General features: G+C 54.5%; 24 protein-coding genes and 1 pseudogene. 13 read left to right on the forward strand and 12 right to left on the reverse strand.

Annotation, left to right across the window (positions count from 1 at the left end; translation table 11 throughout):
• Positions 1-128 precede the first annotated feature (128 nt).
• Positions 129-1346, forward strand: a complete 1218-nt coding sequence (locus ACZ1HF_RS08070) for a multidrug effflux MFS transporter (protein WP_472657006.1) — start codon at positions 129-131, stop codon at positions 1344-1346.
• Between the two features lie 37 nt (positions 1347-1383).
• On the opposite strand, the gene ACZ1HF_RS08075 is transcribed toward ACZ1HF_RS08070, so the two are convergent.
• The gene (locus tag ACZ1HF_RS08075; protein WP_472657007.1) at positions 1384-2058 is read right to left on the reverse strand and encodes a GntR family transcriptional regulator; all 675 of its coding nucleotides are present in this window, start codon (positions 2056-2058) and stop codon (positions 1384-1386) included.
• Between the two features lie 350 nt (positions 2059-2408).
• Between ACZ1HF_RS08075 and dctP the strand changes: the two are divergent.
• The 11 genes and pseudogenes from dctP (at position 2409) to ACZ1HF_RS08130 (ending at position 15331) form a co-directional block, all read left to right on the forward strand.
• Positions 2409-3265, forward strand: a pseudogene (gene dctP / locus ACZ1HF_RS08080) (TRAP transporter substrate-binding protein DctP).
• 74 nt (positions 3266-3339) lie between these two features.
• The gene (locus ACZ1HF_RS08085) at positions 3340-3933 is read left to right on the forward strand and encodes a TRAP transporter small permease subunit (RefSeq protein WP_472657008.1); all 594 of its coding nucleotides are present in this window, start codon (positions 3340-3342) and stop codon (positions 3931-3933) included.
• Positions 3934-3960: 27 nt separating this feature from the next.
• A complete protein-coding gene (locus ACZ1HF_RS08090; protein ID WP_472657009.1) occupies positions 3961-5547 on the forward strand; it encodes a TRAP transporter large permease in 1587 nt (528 codons plus the stop codon).
• A gap of 108 nt (positions 5548-5655) precedes the next feature.
• Positions 5656-7161 carry a UxaA family hydrolase gene (locus ACZ1HF_RS08095; protein WP_472657010.1) on the forward strand — a complete coding sequence of 502 codons (1506 nt, stop codon included), beginning with the start codon at positions 5656-5658 and terminating at the stop codon, positions 7159-7161.
• The gene (locus tag ACZ1HF_RS08100) at positions 7158-8150 is read left to right on the forward strand and encodes a Gfo/Idh/MocA family protein (protein ID WP_472657011.1); all 993 of its coding nucleotides are present in this window, start codon (positions 7158-7160) and stop codon (positions 8148-8150) included. The genes ACZ1HF_RS08095 and ACZ1HF_RS08100 overlap by 4 nt, the downstream gene beginning before the upstream one ends.
• Entirely contained in the window at positions 8147-8974 is an 828-nt protein-coding gene (locus tag ACZ1HF_RS08105; RefSeq protein ID WP_472657012.1) for a shikimate dehydrogenase family protein, read from the forward strand. Before ACZ1HF_RS08100 ends, ACZ1HF_RS08105 begins: the two co-directional genes overlap by 4 nt.
• Before the next feature lie 11 nt (positions 8975-8985).
• Positions 8986-9144: a hypothetical protein gene (locus ACZ1HF_RS08110; protein ID WP_472657013.1), complete on the forward strand. Its 159-nt coding sequence runs from the start codon at positions 8986-8988 to the stop codon at positions 9142-9144.
• Complete coding sequence (locus tag ACZ1HF_RS08115) at positions 9141-10250, forward strand: NAD(P)/FAD-dependent oxidoreductase (protein WP_472657014.1); 1110 nt, start codon at positions 9141-9143, stop codon at positions 10248-10250. Before ACZ1HF_RS08110 ends, ACZ1HF_RS08115 begins: the two co-directional genes overlap by 4 nt.
• Entirely contained in the window at positions 10247-11128 is an 882-nt protein-coding gene (locus tag ACZ1HF_RS08120; protein ID WP_472657015.1) for an NAD(P)-dependent oxidoreductase, read from the forward strand. Before ACZ1HF_RS08115 ends, ACZ1HF_RS08120 begins: the two co-directional genes overlap by 4 nt.
• A 46-nt stretch (positions 11129-11174) precedes the next feature.
• Positions 11175-12311 carry an exonuclease SbcCD subunit D gene (locus ACZ1HF_RS08125; protein WP_472657016.1) on the forward strand — a complete coding sequence of 379 codons (1137 nt, stop codon included), beginning with the start codon at positions 11175-11177 and terminating at the stop codon, positions 12309-12311.
• Positions 12308-15331: an AAA family ATPase gene (locus ACZ1HF_RS08130; protein WP_472657017.1), complete on the forward strand. Its 3024-nt coding sequence runs from the start codon at positions 12308-12310 to the stop codon at positions 15329-15331. Before ACZ1HF_RS08125 ends, ACZ1HF_RS08130 begins: the two co-directional genes overlap by 4 nt.
• An 11-nt stretch (positions 15332-15342) precedes the next feature.
• Here the strand turns inward: ACZ1HF_RS08130 and ruvB are convergent, their stop codons facing one another.
• Genes ruvB through ruvC form a run of 3 tightly spaced genes read right to left on the reverse strand, consistent with a single transcriptional unit; the run spans position 15343 to position 17564 of the window.
• Complete coding sequence (gene ruvB / locus ACZ1HF_RS08135) at positions 15343-16365, reverse strand: Holliday junction branch migration DNA helicase RuvB (protein WP_472657018.1); 1023 nt, start codon at positions 16363-16365, stop codon at positions 15343-15345.
• A 54-nt stretch (positions 16366-16419) separates the two neighbouring features.
• Positions 16420-17061, reverse strand: coding sequence for a Holliday junction branch migration protein RuvA (ruvA, locus tag ACZ1HF_RS08140; RefSeq protein WP_472657019.1), 642 nt, complete (start codon positions 17059-17061; stop codon positions 16420-16422).
• Positions 17058-17564 carry a crossover junction endodeoxyribonuclease RuvC gene (ruvC, locus tag ACZ1HF_RS08145; RefSeq protein WP_472657020.1) on the reverse strand — a complete coding sequence of 169 codons (507 nt, stop codon included), beginning with the start codon at positions 17562-17564 and terminating at the stop codon, positions 17058-17060. The genes ruvA and ruvC overlap by 4 nt, the downstream gene beginning before the upstream one ends.
• Positions 17565-17876: 312 nt before the next feature.
• Here ruvC and ACZ1HF_RS08150 point away from each other — a divergent pair, with 312 nt between their 5' ends.
• The gene (locus ACZ1HF_RS08150; protein ID WP_472657021.1) at positions 17877-18062 is read left to right on the forward strand and encodes a DUF1127 domain-containing protein; all 186 of its coding nucleotides are present in this window, start codon (positions 17877-17879) and stop codon (positions 18060-18062) included.
• A 75-nt stretch (positions 18063-18137) separates the two neighbouring features.
• Here ACZ1HF_RS08150 and ACZ1HF_RS08155 read toward each other — a convergent pair whose 3' ends face one another.
• From ACZ1HF_RS08155 to ACZ1HF_RS08190, 8 genes are all read right to left on the reverse strand, one after another.
• Positions 18138-18467: a hypothetical protein gene (locus ACZ1HF_RS08155; protein ID WP_472657022.1), complete on the reverse strand. Its 330-nt coding sequence runs from the start codon at positions 18465-18467 to the stop codon at positions 18138-18140.
• A gap of 84 nt (positions 18468-18551) precedes the next feature.
• Positions 18552-19427 (reverse strand): 50S ribosomal protein L11 methyltransferase, encoded by an 876-nt coding sequence (locus ACZ1HF_RS08160; RefSeq protein ID WP_472657023.1) that lies wholly within the window; start codon positions 19425-19427, stop codon positions 18552-18554.
• Positions 19428-19453: 26 nt separating this feature from the next.
• A complete protein-coding gene (locus tag ACZ1HF_RS08165; protein WP_472657024.1) occupies positions 19454-20002 on the reverse strand; it encodes a sugar O-acetyltransferase in 549 nt (182 codons plus the stop codon).
• The gene (msrA, locus tag ACZ1HF_RS08170) at positions 19999-20646 is read right to left on the reverse strand and encodes a peptide-methionine (S)-S-oxide reductase MsrA (RefSeq protein ID WP_472657025.1); all 648 of its coding nucleotides are present in this window, start codon (positions 20644-20646) and stop codon (positions 19999-20001) included. Before msrA ends, ACZ1HF_RS08165 begins: the two co-directional genes overlap by 4 nt.
• 49 nt (positions 20647-20695) lie before the next feature.
• Positions 20696-21943: an MFS transporter gene (locus ACZ1HF_RS08175; protein WP_472657026.1), complete on the reverse strand. Its 1248-nt coding sequence runs from the start codon at positions 21941-21943 to the stop codon at positions 20696-20698.
• Between the two features lie 132 nt (positions 21944-22075).
• Positions 22076-22270 (reverse strand): hypothetical protein, encoded by a 195-nt coding sequence (locus tag ACZ1HF_RS08180; protein WP_472657027.1) that lies wholly within the window; start codon positions 22268-22270, stop codon positions 22076-22078.
• Positions 22271-22291: 21 nt separating this feature from the next.
• Positions 22292-23632, reverse strand: coding sequence for an amidase (locus tag ACZ1HF_RS08185; RefSeq protein WP_472657028.1), 1341 nt, complete (start codon positions 23630-23632; stop codon positions 22292-22294).
• Positions 23629-24993 (reverse strand): TRAP transporter large permease, encoded by a 1365-nt coding sequence (locus ACZ1HF_RS08190; RefSeq protein ID WP_472657029.1) that lies wholly within the window; start codon positions 24991-24993, stop codon positions 23629-23631. Before ACZ1HF_RS08190 ends, ACZ1HF_RS08185 begins: the two co-directional genes overlap by 4 nt.
• Between the last annotated feature and the right edge of the window lie 7 nt (positions 24994-25000).

A 25000-nucleotide genomic window follows, 5' to 3' on the forward strand; every position in this document is an offset into this window, starting at 1 on the left:
TTTCGCATATTTGCAAATATTGCATCATTACACATCTGAATACTGCAAATATGCAAATTTCTTTTTCACACACTCACTGTGCAAAATCACCATTGGACGTCCCGCGATAGCAGGTCTAAGTCTGAGTCATGAGCACCGCACCCGAGGTTCGTTTTCTGGACCGCACCACCCCGCCCCATATTCTGACACTCGTGCTACTGGCCGGGGTATCTGCAATGAATATGAGTGTATTCCTCCCGTCCCTACCCCGCATGACCGAGGAATTCGGGACGACCAACAGCATCATGCAGCTTTCTGTTTCGCTTTATCTGGCATGTACAGCTGTGATGCAGATCATTATTGGCCCCGTATCAGACAAATTTGGGCGCAGGCCGGTGATTGCCATCGCGTTGATCATTTTCGTGCTGGCAAGTATAGGCTGTTACTTTGCCACGACAATCGAGACCTTCCTGTTTTTCCGCATGCTGCAAGCAACCGTCGCAGTGGGTATGGTCCTGAGCCGTGCCATTGTTCGGGACATGGTCCCGCAGGAAGAAGCCGCCTCAATGATCGGGTATGTGACAATGGGCATGTCGCTTGTGCCAATGTTTGCCCCAATGATCGGTGGTGCCTTGGATGAGCTGTTTGGCTGGCGCACGACTTTTCTGTTTCTCATTATATTCGGCGCGGGGCTGGCCATTCTGTGCTGGCTTGATCAGGGGGAAACGGTCAAATCCTCTGGCCAAAGCTTCCGTCAACAGGTCCGCCAATACCCCGAACTGTTCACATCGCGCAGGTTCTGGGGTTACGCTCTTTGCGCAGCCTTCGCTTCTGGCGCATTTTTCGCCTTTTTGGGTGGCGCACCTTTCGTCGCTACAAAAGTTTACGGCATGTCCCCTACCGCAACAGGTTTCTTCTTCGGGATGCCCGCCATCGGCTATGCGCTTGGAAATTACCTGTCAGGTCGGTTTTCAGTGCGCATGGGAATTGATGCCATGATCGTGGCAGGTGTGTCGATCCTGATTGTCGGAATGAGTCTATCGCTGTTATTAACCTATGCCGGCTTCGGATCAGCCTGGCTGTTTTTTGGCTTCTGCACTTTCGTGGGTGTGGGCAACGGCTTGGTTCTGCCCAACGCCACCGCCGGGCTTTTGTCAGTCCGTCCGCATCTGGCGGGCACCGCAAGCGGGATCGGCAGCGCCGTGATGATCGGTGGCGGCGCGGCTTTGGCCGCAGTTACCGGCGTCGCCCTCGAGGCAGGGGGCGGCAGTTACCCGCTGCAATGGATTATGTGGATCAGTGCGGTGCTGAGCTACTTGGCGATTTTCTATGTCCAAAGACGTACAAGGGATTTGATCGAGACGTGATGGTTTGCATGTCTCCTGCGCCACCCCGCACGCTGCCTTATTTAAGGTTTCGCTTCAAATGATCATAAATAGCCTGGCGGCATCGAGCAGTGTCACGGGCAAGGGCCGCATCAAGTATCGCGCGATGCTCCTGAATAATGGCCTGAAAGTAGTTTGACCCGAAGTCACGCTCCTGATGGCTGACCATTTGCTGGCGGAACTGATCATAGGTCTTGCGATATGTTTCCCGTAGCAAAGGGGACTTGCTGGCCGAAATCAATGTGTCATGAAACTCCCATTCAGCATCACTCCACAAAGCTATATGCGACTGGGACATGCTGGGGCTGACATTTTGAGGCTTTGCCATCTGCGTCTCGATATGGCTGAGTTTATGATGCGCCGCACTCAGCTGCGCCTCCCATTCCAGCCCACCATTTGCCATGGACAGCGTTGCGCCCTCGTGCTCCAGCAAAATACGAAATCGGGTGATGTCACGCCGCCGCTCTGGCGAGCTTTGCATCGCACGAAAGCCGCGCTGATCTTCGAATGTCACGAGGCCTACGGTGGACAGACGAAACAGAACTTCGCGGAGGGTATTGACCGAACATCCATAAATGCCACGCAGCATATCGGATTTCAATTTCTGACCAGGCGCATAATGCGCGGTGATCAGCTTGCTGCGAAGATCATCATAGATATGCGCTGTATCCGGTTTAGAAACTGTAGTGGGCATCTTTACACCTCAAACTCTTTGACAGAATGCAGTCAAAATTTTGAAATTTCAATATAATCGCAAAACTAGTAAGATTTTTAGATTTTCATTGTCGGAATTGAAAACCGTTGTTAGGCTCAGACCCATAGGCCGAAGATGGCAGGAAATGCTGCGATGGCCGGGGACTATCCAACGTCTGGGAGGACATCATGAAACTACTCAAGACTGCTGCGACATCGGTCGTAGCTTTAACCTTAGCTGCGGGCTTTGGCTTTGCGCAAGAGACCACAAAACTGCGTATTCAAACGCATTACGCGCCTGAAACTGTTTCCGGGAAACTGGCTGCACAATACATGGAAGACATTCAGGCAATGTCTGGTGGCGGTATTGAAGTTGAGATGTTCTATTCATCTTCGGTCGTGAAATCTGTTGAAACCTTTGACGCAGCAGCAACAGGAATTCTTGACTGCGATATGACAGGTGGCGGTTATCAAACTGGTAAGGATTCTGCTTTCCAGTTTGTGGGTGATATTATGGGCGGCTATGCAACGCCTTATCAGCAGCTTAGCTGGCTCTATTTCGGTGGCGGTCGTGAAGCAGCAAAACCTCTTTACAATAAGTACGGTATGGAACTTGTGGGATGGTGGGTCTACGGGCAGGAATCTTTCGCCTCCAGCAAGCCAATTGAGAAGGTAGAAGACTTCAAAGACTGGAAATTCCGGTCCCCCCCGGCATGGAAACCAAGATATTCGAGAAGCTAGGTGCCAAGCCCATCGTGATGGATTTCACCGAAATCTTCACCGCGCTTGAAACTGGCATTATTGACGGGGCCGACGCGTCAGGTCTGTCGAACAATGTCGGGCTTGGCCTTTATGATATCGTCAAATATGCCAACTTCCCTGGTTTCCATTCGATGCCGTCAGACCATTTGGCCTGCAACAAGGCAAAATGGGACGCGATGCCAGAAGCACACCGCAAGATCATGCTGGTTGCGATGGAAGCTTTGGCCCTGCGCACAGCTTTGACCTTCGAGAAAGCCAACGCAGAGGCGGCTGCCGAGCTGCGCGAAAAGGGCGTTACTCTGTCTGAATGGTCACAGGAAGAGTTGCAGAAATTCCGGGATGCGGCTCAGGCCACATGGCCTGAATTTGCAGACACGCCTGAAGCCAAAGCGCTGGTCGAGTCTCACATTGCTTATCTGGATCAACTGGGTCTGGTTTCCAAATAAAACTATACCTCCGGGCGGTCTGACATGACCGCCCGGACCCTTTACAACCTCCTGCAACATATAAAGAGGCTGATGTGGTAGAACATGAGCGTACAGGCTTTGTAGACGCCTTTACATGGCGCTTTAGCAGGTTGGCGATGATCCTACCTGCGATCATCGTTACAATCATGTTTTACGAAGTCATCATGCGCTACGTCTTCGAGCGCCCAACCCTATGGGTGAACGAGGCGTCACTTTGGATGGGAGGCATGATTTACCTGTTCTCCGGTCTTTATGCGATGCAACAGCGCAGCCATATCCGCATTTTCATTCTGTATGACGTCGTCCCATTATGGCTGCGACGCGTGTTTGATGTCGCATCTTGCGTCTGCATCATAGTCTTCTGCATCGCCGTCATCTGGGGCGGCTCGGGCGAGGCTTACGCCAAGTTCATGCGTTGGGAAAAATTCGGCACCGCATGGGATCCACCAATTCCGGCAACCATGAAACCGTTGATTCTGCTGACCTTGCTGATCACAACCATTCAGGCTGTGTCAAACCTGATAATGGACTGGAACCGCCCGCCCGAACATCTCGATATTACCGATGAAGTCGATATCAATATCGAGGAGATAAAGCGCGCGCAGACGTTACTGGACGCCGAAGAAGCCGCAAAGAAATCCGGGTAAACCGGTGCATTAGAAAGAGGCGCAGACATGGATATCGGGACAATTTCACTGGTCTTGCTGATTGGCATGCTTGTGCTACTGGCCATCGGGATGCCGCTTGGTTTTGCCTCTGGCTTTTTAGCTGTCGTCGTCATGGTCATGAAGTTCGGCCCCGAGCTTCTGTTTAGCAATTTTGGCACCGGCCCCCTGAATATTCTGGCGCAGCGCATGTATGGGTTGACGACAGATTACGTGCTGATTTCGGTGCCCTTGTTTATCCTGATGGCCACGCTTCTGGAACGATCTGGCATCGCGCGGGATATGTATACATCTCTGTCCGTCTGGTTAAACCGCACGCGCGGCGGCATTGCGATTGTGACCTCTTTGATGGCTGTTGTTATGGCCGCAATGTCAGGGATTATTGGCGGCGAGGTGGTCCTGCTGGGCCTGATCGCCCTGCCTCAAATGCTGCGGTTGGGATATGATCAAAACCTTGCAATAGGCACAATCTGCGCGTCTGGCTCTCTTGGGACGATGATACCGCCGTCGATTGTTCTGATCTTCTATGGTCTGATCACCGAAACCTCGATCCATGCACTATTCAAAGGCGCTTTTGTTCCGGGGTTCATCTTGGCGTCCTGCTACATCATGTACATCATCATTCGCACGCAGTTAAACCCGTCATTAGCCCCGCTGCCAGAACCGTCAGAGGAAGATATGAACGGCAGTCAGAAACTGACCTATGGGTCTGCTCTGATTGCGATGATCACGCTTGTTATTCTGACAGTCGCAGTTGGCCGCACCTGGTTTTTGCAGTTCTTTGATCGGATCGATGCTCAGACGACATTCTTGTCGTCAGAACAGATCATGGTTCGGTGCGGTATCATTCTGGCCTTGCTGGCCTTCCTGTTCTTTGTAATCCGCCCCAAACGCACCCTTGAGGCATGGCATGTCGGGAAAGGCCTACTGGCACCGATGCTGGTTGTCGGGGTCGTATTGGGGTCGATCTATGGCGGGGTTACTGGCATCACCGAAGCGGCTGGTATGGGCACCATCGCTGTGCTGATCATGATTATCCTGCAGGGTGAATTCTCGGCCACGCTGGTGAAAGAAGCGCTGATGCGCACATTCAAGTCCACTGGCACCATTATCTGGGTGACGTTCGGGGCAACGGCACTGGCCGGCGCCTATACTATTGCGGGCGGCCCAACCTATGTGGCCAACCTGATTGTGGGGTATGAGTTGCCAACACTGGGCGTGCTGATGGTCATGATGATCATCTTCCTGTTCATGGGCGCCTTCATGGATTGGGTCGGTATCGTGCTTCTGGTCATGCCGGTTTTCCTGCCGATTGTACTGAAACTGCCGATCGAGGAAATCGGTGTGTTTTCACCGCTGGTCGAAGACCCGCGCTTTGTCTCGGTCTGGTTCGGCATTCTGTTCTGCGTCAATATGCAGGTCAGTTTTCTGTCACCACCATTCGGTCCTGCGGCCTTCTACCTGAAATCCGTGGCCCCGCCGCATATCAGTCTGCCTGACATCTTCCGTGGCTTCCTGCCGTTCATTGCAATCCAGATTTTTGTGCTGATGCTGATCCTGTTCTTCCCCGAATTGACGATGTTCTTTCAGGGATAACTTCGTAGGCTGCTTATCGGGGAAAGTTATTCACACTCGATAGCGGGGGATCGCTTGCCTGTCTGGAAATTTTGCGCAGGATGGGGTGGAGCACAGGAAAGACATATAGTGAAAGACTTCATCCGCCTCGACCCTGACGATAATGTGGTGACAGCTACCCGCGCCCTACCGGCGGATACTGTAATTGAGGACATCCGCACGTCCGGGTTGATCCCTTCGGGCCACAAGGTCGCGACGCGTTCTATTTCCAAAGGCACGCCGGTACGCAAATATGCGCAACTGATTGGTTTGGCGACGGAAGACATCCCTCCCGGCGCCCATGTGCACACTCATAATGTTGCGTTCAGTGCAACAGCCGGGTCTTACGAATTTGCAACCGATCTGCGCCCTGCACCCCCTGCGCCCACAGCGGATACATTTATGGGCTACCGCCGCAGCAATGGCAGGGTCGGCACACGCAATTATATCGCAATCGTCACGTCGGTGAATTGCTCGGCCACAGCGGCCCGGCGCATCGCCGATGCCTTTGGCCCGGAAGAGCTTGCCACCTACCCGAATGTGGACGGTGTTGCAGCTTTCGTGCATGGCACGGGCTGCGGAATGGCTGATAATGGCGACGGGTTTGAGGCACTTCAGCGCGTCATGTGGGGCTATGCCCGACATCCGAACCATGGCGGCGTGCTGATGGTCGGGCTTGGATGCGAAATCAATCAGATCGACTGGCTGCTGAACGCATATGGTCTGAAACAAGGCCCAGCGCTGCAAGTAATGAATATCCAATCCGTAGCTGGCCTGCAAAAGACTGTTGAAATGGGTATTGAAAAGGTCCGCGCAATGCTGCCCATTGCGAATGAGGCAAAGCGCACGCCCTGCCCCGTGTCAGAGCTGAAAGTCGCCTTGCAATGCGGCGGCTCGGACGCTTGGTCAGGGATCACCGCAAACCCGGCTTTGGGATATGCTTGCGATCTTCTGGTGGCACAGGGCGGCACCGGAGTTTTGGCCGAAACGCCCGAGATTTACGGCGCTGAGCATCTGCTGATCCGCCGCGCTGCTAATCGCGCAGTGGGTGAAAAGCTGGTAAATCTGATTGACTGGTGGAACGACTACACAACCCGCAACAAAGGCACGATGGACAACAACCCCTCGCCCGGAAACAAGAAAGGCGGGCTGACAACAATTCTGGAGAAATCCCTTGGGGCAGCCGCAAAAGGCGGCACCACCCCGTTGAGGGGCGTCTATAAATACGCCGAAGAAATCCACGCAAACGGCTTCACCTTTATGGACAGCCCCGGCTACGACCCTGCCAGCGTGACCGGCCAAATCGCAGGTGGTTGCCAATTGGTGGTGTTTACCACCGGACGCGGCTCGGCGTTTGGGTCAAAACCCAGCCCTACGATCAAGGTGGCGACGAACTCAGAAATGTACGCTCGGATGACCGACGATATGGACGTGAATGCAGGCGATATGCTGACGGGTGGTATATCACTGGAACAAAAGGGGCGCGAAATTTACAACATGATCCTTTGCGTGGCGTCCGGTGAAGCTACGAAATCCGAGTCGCAGGGCCTCGGGGATTATGAATTCGTGCCGTGGCAGATCGGGGCTGTAATGTGAGAGTTCTTGTCGCTGGCATTGGTTTGATCGGCAAACGCCATCTGGCGCATGTCATGGCGCACCCACGGATGCAGCTTGTAGGTGTGATCGATCCAGCCCCTGTTCAGACAGACGTTCCACAATTTGATTGTATCGAAGCGGTCACTGTGGATGCCGACGCGACCATTATCGCCACACCAAGCAAGCTGCATGCGGATCATGCAGAAGCCGCTGCCAAACGCGGTTGGCATATGTTGATCGAAAAGCCGGTCGCCAGCGACAGACAAGGGGCCGCGCGGGTGATTGCAGCCACACAAAAAGCAGGCGTGCATGTTTTGGTCGGCCATCACCGCCGCCATCATGGACACATTCAAAGGCTTAAAGCTTTGCTGCGGCAAGGTGCCATCGGCCAACCCGTTCTGGCATCGCTTCTTTGGGCCATGAAGAAACCGGACACTTATTTTGACGTCGCTTGGCGACAAGGGCGTGACGGATCCCCTGTGATGCTGAACCTTGTGCATGAGGTCGACACCCTGCGCTTTCTGTTTGGAGAAGTCATATCGGTCACAGGCACCGGATCAGCCGCGCTACGTGGGGCTGGGCGGGTCGAAAGCGGGGCCGCGATCCTCGAATTTGCCGACGGCATGATTGCGACGATTTCCTTCTCGGACTGCACACCAAGCCCATGGGGGTTCGAGGCTGGCACTGGCGAGAACCCGAATATCGCAACGACTGACCAGGATATGCTGCAGATCACTGGCACGAAGGGCGCAATCAGCTTTCCATCTCTGACGGTCTGGACAGGGGCTGCGGATTGGTCACAAGCCGCAAATAAACATCTGGAAGATGCACCAGCCACCACACCGCTGGTGGCGCAACTTGATCATTTTGCAGATGTGATCGCCGGGCACGCCTTGCCTTTGAGCGATGCGGAAGACGCCACGAAAACCCTTGATGTGACCCTTCAGATCGAAGAGGCCGTGTCGGACGTCTTAGGGAGGGTCGCATGAATACGTTACGCGCTGGTCTGATCGGTGAGCATATAAGCCGTACCCGCCTTCCCAAAGCGCTTGAGATCATGTGCGAGATGAACGGGCTGACGCTTGAATTTGACCTGATCGATACCGCTCATCTACCAAGTTTCGACTTTGCTTTGGCGGTCGATGGCCTTCGCCGTGAAGGTTGGGACGGTGTGACTGTGACCCATCCCTACAAGACCGAAGCCGCTGAATATGCCGACGACGGAATGGCAGCGGACGTCGCCCATCTGGGTGCCAGCAACACATTGGTCTTTCGCAACCCGCTGCAAGGGTTCAACACGGATTACACCGGCTTTTTGTCCGCATGGCAGATGCGGATGGGGTCTTCGCCGGGCCGTGTCGCAATGGCTGGGGCGGGTGGCGTTGCCCGCGCCCTTGTTCCCGCGCTTGCCACTCTTGGGTCCGAGGATATTGCCATATGGGATATAGAACCGGATCGTGCCGAGGATCTGGCCCAAACAGTTGGCCCACCTGTGCGCGCAGTGGTTGGTGATGAAATATCAGCGGCTGTCAGTGAAGCAAACGGTCTGGTTAACGCCACCCCCACTGGCATGAAGGAATATCCCGGCAGCGCCTTTGCGGCAGAAAATCTTGGCAGGCAGGATTGGGCCTTTGATGCGGTGTATACCCCTGCAGACACGGAATTTCTGATCGCCGCAGAAGCCGCAGGTCTACGGTCATTCAGCGGCTTCGATTTGTTTCAGCATATGGCAATACGGTCCTTCGAGGCCTATACGGGCATCAAGCTGAACCCGAGACTGATATTGCCAAAACTTGATCCGCTACGCCCATAAGGAGGCATCCTATGACCTTCGAAACCCTGACCCGGACACAAGTCAAATTTTATTGTGAAAACGGGTATCTGGCGATGGAAAACCGCATCCCCAACGATGTGATGGATGCGGTGCGCGATGAAATCGCGCGTTTTAATGATGAAGCGCGCAGCTTCGAGGTGATCAAGTGAATATCGCCATTATTGGTCGCGGACTTATGGGGGCGGCTGCGGCCCGCCATCTTGCAAAGGCGCACCAGAACGTAACGCTGATTGGCCCCGATGAGCCCTCTGATAAAAACACCCATCAGGGCGTTTTTGCCAGCCATTACGATGAAGGCCGTATCACGCGCAAAAACGCGTTTGACCCCTGGTGGGTCGGGGTGTCGTCGGCCTCTATCAAGCGTTATGCCGAAATTGAAGTACAGAGCGGTATTTCGTTCTACACCGCTTGCGGGGCCGCAATGGTGGGCGGCGATGCGTTTATGGCGCGGGTAGACGTCGGCCGTCGTCAGCATAACGTAACCTGCGAGGCTTTGGACAAGAACGCACTTGCGCAGCGCTTCCCTTATTTTCAATTCCCTGAAGGGTTTCGCGGACTTTATGAACCTGACCAAGCAGGCCATATCAGCCCACGCCGTTTGGTCGAGGCGCAAACGGAGGCCGCCAGGCGCCATGGTGCGCGTGTATTAAATGAAACCGTTCTAGGGCTGGATGAGACAAGCAGCGCGGTAAAGATCATCACTGACAAAGACACCTATGTTTTTGATCAGGTTTTGGTGGCCGCAGGTGCGATGACCGACCACCTTCTGGCTCGCCCAAAACATCTTAATGTCTATGCGCGGACAGTTGCTTTGTTCGAGGTCTCAACAGAGGAGGTCGCGCACCTGCAGACAATGCCTTCCCTTGTCTATGACGCGCTCGAAGCGCCGTATCTGTTGCCCCCGATCCGCTACCCGGACGGCAAGCTCTATCTCAAGCTTGGTGGTGATCCGGAAAATGTGCCGCTTGAAAGCCCGCAGGATATTGGGGATTGGTTCCGCTCTGGCGGGAACCCTGTCGTGCGGGATAGGTTGGAAACCATGATCCGGGAAGTGATGCCAGACCTGCGCATAAAGAACACCCGGATGGATGCCTGCGTGATCAGTTGGACGCAAACCGGTCTGCCAGAAATTGCCAAGCTATCAGACCGGGTTACAATTTGCACAGGCGGGAATGGTGCGGGGGCAAAATGCAGTGATGAGCTGGGCCGCCTTGGGGCGGCATTATTAATGAAAACCATAGGAGAATTCGCATGAGCGCGATTGGATTTATCGGATTGGGATTAATGGGCTCGGCCATGGTCGAGCGGTTGCAGGATAAGGGACATGATCTAACTGTCATGGCAAATCAATCCCGCCCGAACGTGGATGCTGCCGTCGCGCGTGGCGCAACAGAAGTGACAACGGCCCATGATATCGCCGCCGCGTCTGACATCATTATGTTGTGTATGGGGACCTCGGATCAGGTCGAAGGTCGCATGCGCGGCCCCGACGGGGTCATTGCCGGTCTGCGCCCCGGTGCAGTTGTTATTGATTTTGGCACGTCCCTACCCGCCTCAACCAAAGCGTTGGGCGGTGAGATCGCAGCAGCAGGCGGCACATACCTGGACGCCCCTTTGGGGCGCACACCAAGCCATGCCAAGGATGGGCTCTTGAATATCATGTGCTCGGGCGACAAAGCGACGTTTGACAAGGTAAAACCCGTGTTGGGTGATCTGGGTGAAAATATATTCCACCTGGGCGCGCTTGGGTCAGGGCACACGATCAAGTTGATCAATAATTTCTTCGCCATGACCACCGCCAACTCCATGGCCGAAGCCTTCGCCATGGCCGATAAGGCCGGTGTCGACCGACAGGCGGTTTATGACGTGATGGCCGCCGGACCGCTGCATTCCGGGATGATGGATTTCGTCAAAGCATATGGTATCGATGGCAACCCCAACATGCTGGCCTTTGCCGTCAAAAACGCAAAGAAGGATGTGGGATATTATGCGACAATGGCGGAAAGCCTTGGTGTAGACAGCATTATGTCGATTGCGGCGCGCAAGGCATTGGGGATGGCGGTCGAAGATGGTTGGGGTGAACGGCTGGTGCCGGAAATGGTCGACTACTACGCCGAAAAATTCAAAGGCTAAGCTATACGAGCAAGACAGGCGCGCATCATTACAGAAGGGTCACGCGATGCGGATTCTCCACACAGCCGATTTGCATCTTGGCAGGCAGTTCCACGGCCACTCTCTGGAAGACGATCATGCCGAAATCCTGAGCCAGCTTCTGCAAGCGCTGCAAGACCATACTCCAGATGTTTTGATCATCGCCGGGGATATATTTGATCGAACCGCACCGCCAACGACAGCTGTGCGGCAATTCAATGAGTTTCTAAAGAAAGCTACACAAGCCACTGATTTAGCTGTCATTATTATTTCCGGAAATCATGACTCTGCTGACCGGATTGAAGCCATGTCAGTCATGACAGATCCAAAGCGCGCCTTGATCCGAGGGCGCATAAAAAACGATGAACATCCGCTGATCTTGACGGACAAAGGTCAGAAAATCGCTTTTTCTGCCCTGCCTTTTGCTTATGAATTTGCAGCACGGGAATGCTTTCCGGATGAGACGATAAACACCCCCGAAGACGTTATGCGGGCCCAGATCAAAGCCGCCCGTGCCCATGTTCCGGATGATGCACAATGGGTTATTGTCGCCCATGCTTTCGTGGCAGGCGCGCAGACCAGCGACAGTGAACGTCCTTTGGGTCGGGTCGGCGGCGTCGAACACGTCCCGCTTGATGCCTTTGACGGTGCGGCCTATGTCGCACTTGGTCATTTGCACCGACCTCAAAAAATATCCGCGGAACATATAAGATATTCAGGCGCGCCACTGGCGTTCAGTTTCGACGAAGCGGACATGGGAAAATCCATGACTCTGGTTGATCTGAATGACGGCAAGGTGGAGGTGCAACAGCTTGCCTTTACCCCGCGGCGTCAGGTCCGAGAAGTGCAGGGGATGTTAGCAGAAATCATTAAGGCTGAGCCTTCAGATGATTTCGTCAAAGTCGTGCTGACTGATCCGCATATTCAAATCGATCCGATGAAGCAGATCCGCGACATCTACCCCAATGCGACGATGACCTACGCGCAACGCGAAACGGAACGTGTCGCAGACATTACCCCCACGGTTACGTCTGCACTGGCAAATCCAACTCATGTTATCTCGGAATTTCTGGCCCATGTCAGGGACGCTCCGCAAAGCAAAGCTGAGGCCGCTATTATCAAATCCACCCTTGATGATCTTGCCAAACAAAGGTCCGAAGCATGAGGCCCATCAAACTGTCCATGCAAGCCTTCGGTCCCTATGCGGGGAAGGAAACGCTCGACTTTCGGGAAGCGTTGGCAAGCGGATTATTCGGCATTTACGGCTCGACCGGATCAGGCAAATCCACGATCTTTACGGCGCTGACCTTCGCGTTGTTTGGGGAGGCTACGAAAGGCGATCAAGACACCGGTTCGCTGCGATCCCATCACGCGGATGCGGGGTTGCCGACAGAGGTGGAGCTGATCTTTGAAGTGGGCCAAAAGCACTACCTTATCCGCAGACGTCCGGAACAGACCCGCCCCAAGCAACGCGGCGGGGGTGAGACGAAGGACCCCCATGAGGCATGGTTGTTCGATGTCACCGGGCTAGAAGTCGACGCCATAACGGCCGATAATTGCGGGAAAGTTCTGGCCGAGAAAAAGGTAGGTTTGGTCAAGACTGAAATGGTCGAACGACTTGGCTACGGGCCCGAGCAATTCAAGCAGATCGTTCTCTTGCCGCAAGGCAAGTTTGAAACCTTCCTGACCGCCAAAACAGACAAGCGGCTCGAAATATTGCGGGATCTGTTCGATGTCTCCGTGTTTCAGAACCTTGCCACCAAGTTGAAGGAAGACGCAAAAGACGCCGTGGAAGCAGTGCGACGTGCGCGGGCCGTCAGCGAGGATCGCCTACGTGCCGAAGGGTTTGAAACGTTGGAGGCTTTGTCGCACGGCATTGAAGCCGCCACAGCTGCACATAAAGAGTTCGCCCAGACAGAAGCCACTGCGCGTGCCAGATCAGATGCCACTGCTGCACAGCTTGCGAGTGCGGCTCAAGTTGAAGCAAAATTCGTCGAGCATGAACAGGCGCAGGCGCAGCTACAGGAACTGCAGCGGGACAGCCAGAAGATTGAACTGCTGGCACAAAAAGTAAGGCAGGCAAAAATCGCTCAGTCGGTGCTGTATCTGGAAACTGCCGTCTCGGAGTCTCGCTCGGACGTTCAGAAAGCGCTGGATCAGCAAGCCCGCGCAGCAAAGCAGCTTCAAGATACGCAAGCCGTAGCAACCAAAGCCACAGACGCGCTGGAACAGGAAAAAGCTCGATCAACTGAACTGGCCGAACTGCGCCGCATGTCTGACACGCTGTCGGGATACTGGACGACCTTAAAAGACGCCGACACCCTTGCTGCTGACGCCAAAACGGCTGCTGCACAACAAACCGACGCGGAAGCCGCTTATGATCAGGCACAACGCCAAAAAGACGCGTTGATTACCGATCAAGTCGAGAAGACGCGCGCATTGAAATCAACCCGGCAGGCTGATGAAATACGCTCTGCACTTAAACTGGCCGAGGCATTTGAGACGGCACAGTCGGGCGTTGATCTGGCGCAGACGACGCTGAAAGACACTCAAACCGACCATGCCGCGAAAAGCACCTCGCGTGAAACTGCACAGCAGGATTTCAGAATAGCTGAAACAGCCTTGTCGGAAGCACAAGCCCTGCATCTTGCGAGCAAGCTGAAAGATGATCACCCCTGCCCTGTTTGCGGATCACAAACTCATCCAGCCCCAGCGACTGGCGCGGCACAGCATGCCGGGCTGGACAAAGCCTTTCGGGAGGCCAAAGAAGAGTTGGACCGTAATACTCAGTCGGAAAATGAAGCCGCCCTAGCCGTCTCCGCCGCCAAGGCCACGCTGGACGAGCGGCAAAGCCATCTCAAAACACTGACACCCCCCGAACAGGCAGCGCAGCAGCTAAAAGCACAGCTTCCCGCGCTGCAGGCACCCGCCAGTCATACATTGGACAATGATCTTGAACTGCTTGCCACACAAATTGAAGCCGTAGAAACGGCATTGGACAGCGCCGGTCAGAACCGCGAAAACAAACGCAAAGACGCAGCCCTTACGCAACAGGCTTTGCAGTCAGCCTTGAAAATCATTCCAGTAGAATTACGATCCGTTGAGGCCCTTGAGCATGCTATAGGGGCCAACAAGCAGGACATCGTAAAGCGGGAACAGGCGCTAGAAACGGCTATAACCGCGGAACAGCAAGCCCGTGAGGCAGCGCTTGCCGCCCGGAAGGATAAAGAAGCTGCTGACGCCGCATATGGCGACACAACGGCCAGGCAGGGGAAAGCCGAAGCAGATTTCGCCTCGGCGCTTACTGATCATGATATGACGGCAGAGCAGTTTGCCGCGCACAAACCCTATGTCGATCAGATCGATATACATGAGGCACAAATTCGCGCCCATCAGGACGCGATGACCATCGCCAAGAACAACGCCAAAACGACCCTGACTGCCATTGAGCGCCTGACACGCCCGGCCCTTCCCCAACTGCAAGACGCAGCCGCCACTGCCAAAGCTGTTGAAACCAAGGCCACGCAAGCCACAGCCAAGGCACAGGCTCATGTTGAGAAACTTAAGGCGCTTGACGTCGACATCGCTGCCGAACGCGTTCGGCTGGAAAAGGAAGAGCGCCAAACCGCCCCGCTCAGGGAACTGGCAGCGCTTTGTAATGCGCAGAACCCGGCGCGGCTGGACCTCGAAACATTTGCGATTGGCGCAATGTTTGACCACGTCTTGAACGCCGCCAACCTTCGCCTTGGTCCGATGAGCGGCGATCGATACACCCTGCAAAGGGAACTTGAAGGCGGCAAAGGCATGGCTCGACGCGGCCTTGGGATTTGCGTTCAGGATATGCACACAGGGCGCCCACGCGCCACATCAACCCTGTCAGGCGGCGAGACTTTCATCGCAGCGCTTGCTCTGGCGCTTGGCATGTCAGACGTTGCCGAAAGCATGAGCGGCACAATCCGCCTTGATACGATTTTTATCGATGAGGGCTTCGGCAGTCTTGATACCGAAAACGACGCCGGAACACTGGACCAAGTGCTGCAAACCCTGACTAATCTTGTGGGCAAAAACCGCGCCGTTGGGCTGATTTCCCATGTGCCCTTGGTTCAGCAAACGATCCCGAACGGGTTTTGGATCACGAAAACCCCATCAGGCAGCCATATCGAAGAAAGTAGGCAAATCGTATAACCAACCACGGCTTATGGCTCAAACAGATCACCACTATTGCGCGGCGGGGCCATATCCAGATGCGTCCAGGCCTTCTGGGCCAGTTGCCGCCCGCGCGGCGTCCGTTGGATGAGACCTTGCTGCAAAAGGTATGGCTCAACGACTTCTTCCAACGCGTCGCGCGGCTCGGACAGGGCAGCGGACATTGTTTCGATCCCGACAGGTCCGCCAGCGTAATTTTCGGCAATCAAAGTCAGATAGCGGCGATCCGCACCATCCAGCCCAAGGCTGTCGACACCCAGACGCGTGAGCGCACCATCAGCCAAAGCGCGGCTGATCTTACCGCCACCCTCGACCAATGCGAAATCCACCACACGACGTAACAGACGCCCGGCAATCCGAGGCGTGCCACGCGCCCGCTTCGCGATCTCGCGCGCGCCGTCATCCTCTGTGGGCACGCCCAACAACCGCGCACCGCGCCGCACGATCTCGTGCAGCTCATCCACCGTGTAGAATTGCAGGCGTGTCGGAATGCCGAAGCGATCCCGTAAAGGGGTGGTTAACAGGCCCAGCCGTGTGGTGGCCCCAACCAGCGTAAAAGGCTGCAATTCAATCCGTACTGTGCGAGCAGCGGGGCCTTCGCCGATCACTAGATCAAGTTCGAAATCTTCCAGCGCAGGATACAGAACTTCTTCAACCACCGGGTTCAATCGGTGAATTTCATCAATGAACAACACATCGCGCGCTTCCAGATTTGTCAGGATCGCGGCCAAGTCGCCAGCCTTGGCCAACACAGGCCCCGAGGTCATACGGAAGTTCACGCCAAGTTCTCGCGCCATGATCTGCGCAAGCGTGGTCTTACCCAGACCCGGCGGGCCATGGAACAGAGTGTGATCCATCGCCTCGCCCCGCTGGCGTGCCGATTCAATGAAAATGCGCAAATTTGCCCGCGCCTCGGCTTGCCCGATAAACTCATCAAGACCTTGCGGCCGTAGCGCGCGATCCGCATCGTCAGGGCGCTTATCCGGGCGCAAGGTTGGGTCGGGCTCTGTCATGTGTTCTCTATTTCGGGTGTAGGGCCCATATCAGTTAAAAGAAGCGTCACGCGCCTAACCTTTCGGTGCCAAGAGCTTCAGGCCTGCGCGGATCAGGGCGGCTGTATCTGCCTCTGGCATCTCGCCGGACGCCTGCGCGATTGCGCTGGCCGCATCGCCATGGGCATATCCAAGGTTGATTAACGCAGACAGCGCCTCGGCCTGTGTCGCGGCGGCACTTGGGGTCAGGCTTTCAATAACCTCGACCTGCGCCTGACCTGTCGATTGAGCCAGTGTGCCACCTGTTGCCATGACACCCGGCGCTTTGTCTTTCAGATCCAACACAACTTTCTGCGCAGTTTTCGGGCCGACCCCCTTGGCCGCCTTGATCGCGTTCCAATCGCCCAATGCTATCGCGCGGCCCACGCCCTCGGCCCCAAGCGTACCGAGGATCGCCATTGAGGCCTTGGCACCGATACCCTGCACGCCCATCAGCAGGCGGTGCCATTCTTTCTCCAGAAGCGTTGTGAAGCCAAACAGCTGCAACAGGTCTTCACGCACCAAGAGGTCAGTATAAAGGGCTATGGTTTCGCCCATTCCGGGCAGAGCGGCCAATGTGCGATCCGAGCAATAGATAACATAACTGACCCCGCCAACATCGATCATCACATGATCAACCCCGCGGTGGTCAAGCCGCCCTGTCAGCTTGCCGATCATGCGCCGACCTTTCGCAATGCGTCTTCCAGACGCCCACCTGCCCGCGCATGAAACGCGTGACACATAGCTATTGCCAAGGCATCTGCCGCGTCCGGTCCGGTAATTTTAACACCGGGCAACTGCATCCGGACCATATGGTCCACCTGTTGCTTATCTGCGTGGCCGACGCCTACCACAGTCTTCTTGACGGTATTCGGCGCATACTCCCCAACTGCAATGCCAGCCTGCGCAGGCACCAACATTGCAATCCCACGGGCTTGACCAAGTTTTAAGGTCCCGGCGCCATCTTTGTTCACAAATGTCTGCTCCACCGCAGCGGTGTCCGGGCCATATAGCCCCAAAATATCTGTCAGCTGCGCATGAAGGCTTAGCAACCTTTGGGCAAGATCAGCACCACTCGACTTACAAACACCATTCGCCACATGGCACAGGCGGCTTCCATCTGCTTCGATGACACCCCAACCGAGGTTTCTAAGCCCCGGATCGATTCCCAAAACGCGCATGCCTGCCCTGTTTGTTGTTGTTTTGCGACGAGTAGCACGAAACGCGAACATTTGCCAAGAGCAAGCGCCCACAGGCGTCGTCAGACAAGCATCATAATTAATGTAAAAAAACGTCATAAAACTCTGAAAACGACATGCCTGACATCGAAAAAGCTAAATTCAATCAAGATTTTAACAAACTGCCTAATCTATGCGCAAAACGCATAAGGGACATGCAATAATTATGTTTGTGTGGTCGACCCAACCCTCCTACATGCGGCTCAGAACATACACGCTCTGATCGGCAGGGCACTCACATCAAGGACAAGAAAAATGGCAGTTTTCGCAACAACCCGCCCTCTCGCATCCACGTCTCGTGGCACAAGCTTCTTCGCAACTCTGTTTGCTGCAATCATCAACTGGAATGAGCGCCGGCAAACCCGCAATGCTCTGGCCGCACTGACTAATCGTGAGCTGGAAGATATAGGTCTGACACGGTCAGACGTCCGCAATTTCTGATCACAGAGGTTGCTTAAAAAAGAAAAGCCACGCTAAATCAGCGTGGCTTTTTCGTATCTGCATATAAGTTTAAATTTACCGGATAAACTGCCCGACAAACTCGCCAATCATCCGTGTCGCAGGATCTGCGTCCAGAAGAAACGCTGCTGCCACCTGAACAGACTGACCTTGTTCAAGAGAGCTTACACGGCTCTCGTATTCTTCGGCGCCAATCTGAGCAAAAAGCAAACCCTTCATACCCACAAACAACAAAAGCATCATTGCGATTGTTTTGTAAGGGATAAGGCCGCGCGTATCGGTCTTGGCTACTTCAACAACCAAACCGTCACGTTGAACACGCTTTACAATTCGTTTTCCTGGACGGTGTTTCTTCTCAATATGCTTTACGCGCTTCTGAAAGCGCATTCTGTTCACATCAGCCAATTTTTACCTCACGCGTTGCACGTACAAAACTAAAATAAACAGCCCCTAAATTTGCTTAGCAGAAAGCTAGATTCGACGCAAACGAAGAGATGACCATTCACCAATGTGTCTCTTTTGTGATACTTCAAAGCCATTTACTTGGTAAATTGCTTCGATTTCTTCAGATTGCTCGACCAGCAGACCCGACAGAATCGCTGTTCCACCACGCGCAATATTGCGGGCCATATTAGGCGCGAGCGCAATAAGCGGGCCTTTAAGGATATTGGCAAAAACCAAGTCAAACGGCGCAGCGTTGATCAGATCGGGATGATCAAAACCTGCGGCCTCGATACAGCAAATCTTATCACCCAACCCATTAGCTTTCGCATTGGTCTGTGCCACCTCAACGGCCAACGGGTCAATATCGCTTGCCAAAACCGGCCTGTCCCAGACAGAGGCCGCGGCCATCGCCAACACGGCCGTGCCACATCCAATGTCAGCGACGTTTTGCGCCTCGACGCCCTCGGCCAACAAATCTTCCAAAGCCAACAAGCAGCCCAAAGTCGTTCCGTGATGCCCGGTGCCAAATGCCATCGATGCCTCGATCAGCAGTGGGACACATTCCTGTTGTGGCACTTTGTCAGCATCATGCGAGCCATAGACAAAGAACCGTCCCGCCTCGACGGGTGACAACTCGCGGCGCACATGGGCAACCCAGTCAGTTTCCGGCACTTCTGAGATCACAAAGCTCTTTGCGCCATGAACAGCCGCCAGTAAGTCCAGCGCAACACCGTCGGGTGAGTCTGTGAAATATCCTCCGACTTCCCAAAGGCCGGACCCATCCTCAACCTCGAACACACCTACCCCGGTTGGCGCAACATCCAGACCTTCCAGCGCGTCTCCAAGGGCCTGCGCGGCAGGCTCACCCATCAATGTTGTTAATGCAGTATATGTAACAGGCATGAAGCTCTCCGCAGATTATGCGAAGGCTATAGCGGGCGCGCAGGGACACCTGCAACCCGTTCGCCGGCAGCTATGTCTTTTGTCACGACTGACCCGGCCCCGATTATCGCGTTTTCGCCGATACGCACCCCCGGAAGCACTTGGGCACCTCCGCCGATCCAAACATCTGCGCCAATTGTAACCGGCAAAGCGCGTTCAATGCCCGCACGACGTTTCACAGGATCACGGTGATGATCTGCACAATAGACATGCACGCCGGGGCCAAACATAGTGCGCTCGCCAATCGTTACTTTCGCGCTGTCAAGAACAACACATCCGGCGTTCAGATAGATCCCAGCACCAAGGTGCAGATTGACCCCGTAGGATGCGTGAAACGGGGCCTCGATATAGGCCCCTTCACCAAAATGTGCTAATCTAGCGATCAAAAGCGAGCCACAAGCCCCGCGTGTGTCGGGATCGATCGTGTTGTGCTGATGAACCGCGCGGCGTGTAATCTGACGCTCGGCTTCCAACGCATCATCCAAACAACAATACCACTCTCCGCTTGCCATTTTGGCAAATGGGTCCGTGATCATACGGCGATACCAACCGGGCACACCACGCCCGTACCGCCAATGCCGCAATATCCGTTCGGGTTCTTCGCCAGATATTGTTGATGATATTCTTCCGCCAGATAAAGCGGCCCGGCGGGAACAATCTCGGTCGTAATCTCACCATAGCCCGCCGCACGAAGCTGCGCTTGAAAGGCAGCCTTCGTTTCCAAAGCGACATCGCGTTGCTCATCACAATAGACATATATCCCGCTGCGATATTGCGTGCCCATATCATTGCCTTGACGCATCCCTTGCGTCGGGTCATGACCTTCCCAGAATACTTTCAACAGATCGTCAAAGGTTACGATCTTCGGGTCATAGACCACCCGCACAACCTCGTTATGCCCTGTGCGCCCGCTGCAAACCTCTTCGTAAGTTGCGTTCGGTGTATGCCCACCCGAATACCCGACCATTGTGGAATAGACGCCATCCAGTTGCCAGAACATCCGCTCGACGCCCCAGAAACAGCCCATCCCGAACATCGCCTGCTGCATACCTTCGGGCAGATCCAACGACACCGGGTTGCCATTTACGAAATGCGTCATTGCCCCCACAATCGGGGCATCGCGACCCGGCAAGGCGTTGGACGCAGTCACCATGTCAGTCTTTTTCTTGAACAGGAACATAAGAAACTCTCCTTTACCCTTTGTATATAGGGCAGCATTGGGCCTCTGACTACTCCGCCGGGTTCAACAAACCACCAGCAAAAACAGTCTCATTGCCCTTCTCCGGGTGTCGGGGGATCAGCATCGACAAGCCAAGTGAGCCCAAAGCCATAAACGCCGCCAGTACAAAAACTCCCAATTGCGTCGTCACCCACAGATATCCCAAAGCGGCAGGCAGAAATACCGCAGCAATATGATTGATCGTGAAAGCCACTGCCGCGGTTGGCGCAATATCCCCTGGATCAGCAATCTTCTGAAAATAGGTTTTCAACGCAAAGGCCATCGAGAAAAATAAATGGTTCGCAACATAAAGCGCAGCCCCCACCAGCACGCCCCAGCCGAAATAGTAAATCCCACCATAGGCCATGAAGACGAGCGATAATCCGGTGTACTCAAACACTAGAACATTGCGTTCACCATAGGCCCCAATCGCGCGCCCGATAAATGGCGCGAAGATCATCGTTGCCACATAGTTGATCAAAAACAGCGCCGTAATCTCATGCACATCAAAGCCGAAATGTTCGACCATCATGAAGGCCGCAAAGACGATGAAAACCTGGCGCCGCGCACCGGACATGAATTGCAATGCATAGTAGAGCCAATAGCGTCGCCGCAGCACCATTTTCTTGATCTGCGGATCGGGGGCCTCGAACTGCGGGAAGTAAAAGAAACAGAACACCGCAATGGCCGCGCATAGACCACCCGATGTCACATAAACAAAGCTGTAACTCAGCTCAAAAGTCCGCCACGTCAGCACGATCACACCGTAGGCGATCAGCGATGCGAATGAGCCTACGGCAGTCAACCAGCCCAACGTCTGAGGCGCGCGGCCCTTTTCGATCCACTGCAATTGCAGCGACTGATTGACAGTCTCGTAATAGTGAAACCCGATAGAGCTGAGCAGCGTCAGCATCAGAATGCCGTGGAATTCAGGAAAATAGGCCGTCAGGCCCGTCGCAACGCCAAGCAATATCAGAGAAATCAGCCCTAAAACCTGTTCGCGGATGAAGATGATCAGAAAGATCACTCCGACGGCCAGAAATCCAGGGATTTCACGCACTGTGTGCAGCCAGCCGATTTCGACACCGGTGAAGCCCGCCACCTCGATCACGAAATTATTCAGAAGCGCGGACCATGTCGCAAATGCAATCGGCATGGCGAAGGCCATCAAAAATAGCAGAAAAACCGGCTGTCGCCAGAAAGAGTAGCCTTTTGCCGTGGCAAGCTCGACCGTTCTTAATCCATCACCAAGTGCCATACCCACCGCATACGCCCATCCAACCGCCTTGGCGAGTGAAATTCACGTGTTGTACTGTTGCGTATCAGGTGAAGCTCAACAGGCTCCGACTAGGCCAACAGCGCCCAACATATGCCGCCAATCAGGTCGCGGTCACTTCTTTCGCACACATTCATCCCAGAAATCGTAAAGCGCTGCACCGCAGATCAGGATTGCAATCACCATGAAGGGCAATCCGCCCATGAACCCGGCAAATCCGGTCGAGATACTATAGGACAGCCCACCCACAAAGATCAGCAAAAGCGCTGTACCGATCAGTCCCATAATCAGTTTGACGGTGTATGACATCTTTTGTCCTTTCCAGGCATCTCAGGCAGCCTCTGCAGCGAGGTGCTGTTGTAGCCAGCGTGCGGTGCGCAGCAGGCGATCGTCTTTCTCTACAGGGCCAATCAGTTGGACACCGATTGGTAGCTCATTTTCCCCCACAAGCAAAGGCAGGGTTAAACTGGGCAAGCCTGCCAATGTCCACAAGGTGCAGAAAATCGGGTCGCCCGTTCCATCACCAAAACGCGGGGCTTCACCTGCAGCAGAGGGCGCAATGATCGCATCATACTCAGTGAAAAAATCTGCAAAGAACGTCTCGGCTGAAGCTTTCACAGCCAACGCATCCTGATATGCGTCCAGACTAATCTTGCGTCCGCGCGCAATGATGGGTTTCAGTGTATCGCTGATCTGGTCCCATGAAGTGTCGAAGACAACAGCCTGATGTTGGCAAATCTCGTATTCGTGGATCACGGATTGGACCGCGACAAGATTTGCCATCGTATCAGCGGCCGTCATGCGTTTCACCTGACTGCCAAGCACATCCAACACAGTCTCCAGCCCGTCGCGCGCATCGTCAGCAAGGCGGTCATAGAATGGCAGATCAAGCCACACGAGATCCAGCGGCACAGGAACCTCAGCGGCAGCACCTTGCGCCATATTGGGGCTGGCGCGGGCAAAGCTGGCCGGATCACTTTGATCATACCCACCAATGACATCGGCAAGTAGGGCGACATCCGCCAAACTGCGGCCAAAGGTGCCAACCTGATCCAGCGAAACTGAGGTTTGCAACACGCCATTGCGTGAAATAACCCCGCGGGTGGGTTTGAATCCAAACGTACCGCAGAATGAAGCAGGGCGGATCACCGATCCGTTGGTTTGCGTACCAATCGCCAAAGGGATTTGCTGTGCCGCAACAGCAGCGGCAGAACCACTTGAAGATCCGCCGGGGCTGTGATCCGGGTTATGAGGGTTACGCGTCTCATTGGCATGAACGAAGGCCAGTTCGGTTGTAACCGTTTTTCCCATGATAACGGCCCCTGCCTCACGCAGTTTTTCTACGATGCGGGCATCTGTCTGTGGCTGCCGACCCGCAAAGATCGATGTGCCACGCTCTGTCGGCATGTCACGCGTATCAATAATGTCCTTTATGCCAACTGGAACACCATGAAGTGGCCCAAGCGTATAGCCCGCCTGCCGGATACGGTCGCATTCAGACGCCTGCTTCAGCGCCAATTCCTCATCCAAATACGCCCACGCCTTTATTTTCCGGTCCGTCTCGGCAATTCGGCTCAGACAGGATTGCACCAGCTCGACTGAGCTGAGGCGGCCCGAGGTAATAGCCTGCACCGCTTCGGTTGCTGTCAGCGTATAAGGCCGCGGCTTCACGGGACGTATTCACCAAACAGGAAGTCCGGGAACCAGAGCGCGATGCCGGGGAAGATATACATCAACACCATCGTCAAGATCACAATGCCCAGATACGGGATAATGCCTTTGAAAATCTCGATCAGCTCGATCTGCTTTTTCAAAACGCCCTTCAGGTAGTAGGCCGACATGGCCATAGGCGGTGTCAGGAAAGACGTCTGCAGATTCAGCGCCACGAGCATAGCAAAAAAGTAAGGATTAACCCCAAACGTATCGAGCAATGGTAGAAAAATCGGGACGAAAATAATCAGGATTTCCGACCATTCCAGCGGCCACCCCAGAACGAAGATGATCAACTGAGCCATGATCAGGAACTGGATCGTGGTCAGATCCAGCCCAATGACCCACTCCGAGATCAGATCATGGCCACCGAGGTAGGAAAACACCGATGCAAACGTCCATGACCCCACAAAGAGCCAACACACCATCGCAGTCGCCTTCGCGGTCAAGAAAACGCTTTCCTTCAGCTTTTTCCAAGTCATCGACCGGTAGAGAACGGCCAGGACCATACCGCCCAGCGCACCCATTGCAGCCGCTTCTGCGGGCGTGGCCAAACCGCCAAGGATCGATCCAAGCACCAGCGCGATCAGAACAGTCAGCGGCACGAAAGACACCAGCAGATCCTTATAGATTTTCGCTGGGGGCGGCACATCTTTCAGGTCTGGTTTGGGGGCCAGTGACGGGTTTATCCAAACGCGGATGATCACGTACACAATGTAAAGCCCCGCCAGCAGCAATCCCGGAAACACTGCAGCCGCATAAAGGCGCAAGGGCGACAGATTGCCGATAGCGGCATAGACGATCAGCATGATCGATGGCGGGATAAGAATACCCAGCGTACCCCCGGCGCAGATCACGCCAGATGCAAAGGATTTGTTATAACCGGCATTCGCCATCGCAGGGTAGGCCAGCAGACCCATCAGCGTCACGACGGCCCCCACAATACCTGATGCGGTCGAGAACACCGCGCAGGTCAGCAGGGCCGCAATCGCCAAAGATCCCGGCAAGTTCCGCGCAGCCATATAAAGCGAGAAGAATAGCCGATCCACGATATTGGCGCGTTCAACTACATAGCCCATGAACAGAAACAACGGAATGGCAACGAGCGTGTCATTCTCCATCACCGAATAGGTATTCTGGTTCAACAGGTAGAAGATATTGTTGTCAAAGATGCCGGAAAATGTCTCGGGTGGGCCCGTGTAATAGGCATAATAGCCAAATCCCACACCCATGGCGATCAGCGTAAAGGCAATCGGAAAACCAAGCAGCACAAGCATGATAAACATGCACAGCATCAGGATGGCGACTTCTGGATTTGTCATCTTATTG

Source organism: Litoreibacter sp. GN1-5, assembly GCF_055693805.1.

Coding starts and splice junctions, on each gene's coding strand:
- ACZ1HF_RS08070 (WP_472657006.1), top strand. CDS start 129: ATGAGCACCGCACCCGAGGTTCGTTTTCTGGACCGCACCACCCCGCCC.
- ACZ1HF_RS08075 (WP_472657007.1), bottom strand. CDS start 2,058: ATGCCCACTACAGTTTCTAAACCGGATACAGCGCATATCTATGATGAT.
- ACZ1HF_RS08090 (WP_472657009.1), top strand. CDS start 3,961: ATGGATATCGGGACAATTTCACTGGTCTTGCTGATTGGCATGCTTGTG.
- ACZ1HF_RS08105 (WP_472657012.1), top strand. CDS start 8,147: ATGAATACGTTACGCGCTGGTCTGATCGGTGAGCATATAAGCCGTACC.
- ACZ1HF_RS08110 (WP_472657013.1), top strand. CDS start 8,986: ATGACCTTCGAAACCCTGACCCGGACACAAGTCAAATTTTATTGTGAA.
- ACZ1HF_RS08120 (WP_472657015.1), top strand. CDS start 10,247: ATGAGCGCGATTGGATTTATCGGATTGGGATTAATGGGCTCGGCCATG.
- ACZ1HF_RS08125 (WP_472657016.1), top strand. CDS start 11,175: ATGCGGATTCTCCACACAGCCGATTTGCATCTTGGCAGGCAGTTCCAC.
- ACZ1HF_RS08130 (WP_472657017.1), top strand. CDS start 12,308: ATGAGGCCCATCAAACTGTCCATGCAAGCCTTCGGTCCCTATGCGGGG.
- ruvB (WP_472657018.1), bottom strand. CDS start 16,365: ATGACAGAGCCCGACCCAACCTTGCGCCCGGATAAGCGCCCTGACGAT.
- ruvA (WP_472657019.1), bottom strand. CDS start 17,061: ATGATCGGCAAGCTGACAGGGCGGCTTGACCACCGCGGGGTTGATCAT.
- ruvC (WP_472657020.1), bottom strand. CDS start 17,564: ATGCGCGTTTTGGGAATCGATCCGGGGCTTAGAAACCTCGGTTGGGGT.
- ACZ1HF_RS08150 (WP_472657021.1), top strand. CDS start 17,877: ATGGCAGTTTTCGCAACAACCCGCCCTCTCGCATCCACGTCTCGTGGC.
- ACZ1HF_RS08155 (WP_472657022.1), bottom strand. CDS start 18,467: ATGCGCTTTCAGAAGCGCGTAAAGCATATTGAGAAGAAACACCGTCCA.
- ACZ1HF_RS08160 (WP_472657023.1), bottom strand. CDS start 19,427: ATGCCTGTTACATATACTGCATTAACAACATTGATGGGTGAGCCTGCC.
- ACZ1HF_RS08165 (WP_472657024.1), bottom strand. CDS start 20,002: ATGATCACGGACCCATTTGCCAAAATGGCAAGCGGAGAGTGGTATTGT.
- msrA (WP_472657025.1), bottom strand. CDS start 20,646: ATGTTCCTGTTCAAGAAAAAGACTGACATGGTGACTGCGTCCAACGCC.
- ACZ1HF_RS08175 (WP_472657026.1), bottom strand. CDS start 21,943: ATGGCACTTGGTGATGGATTAAGAACGGTCGAGCTTGCCACGGCAAAA.
- ACZ1HF_RS08180 (WP_472657027.1), bottom strand. CDS start 22,270: ATGTCATACACCGTCAAACTGATTATGGGACTGATCGGTACAGCGCTT.
- ACZ1HF_RS08190 (WP_472657029.1), bottom strand. CDS start 24,993: ATGACAAATCCAGAAGTCGCCATCCTGATGCTGTGCATGTTTATCATG.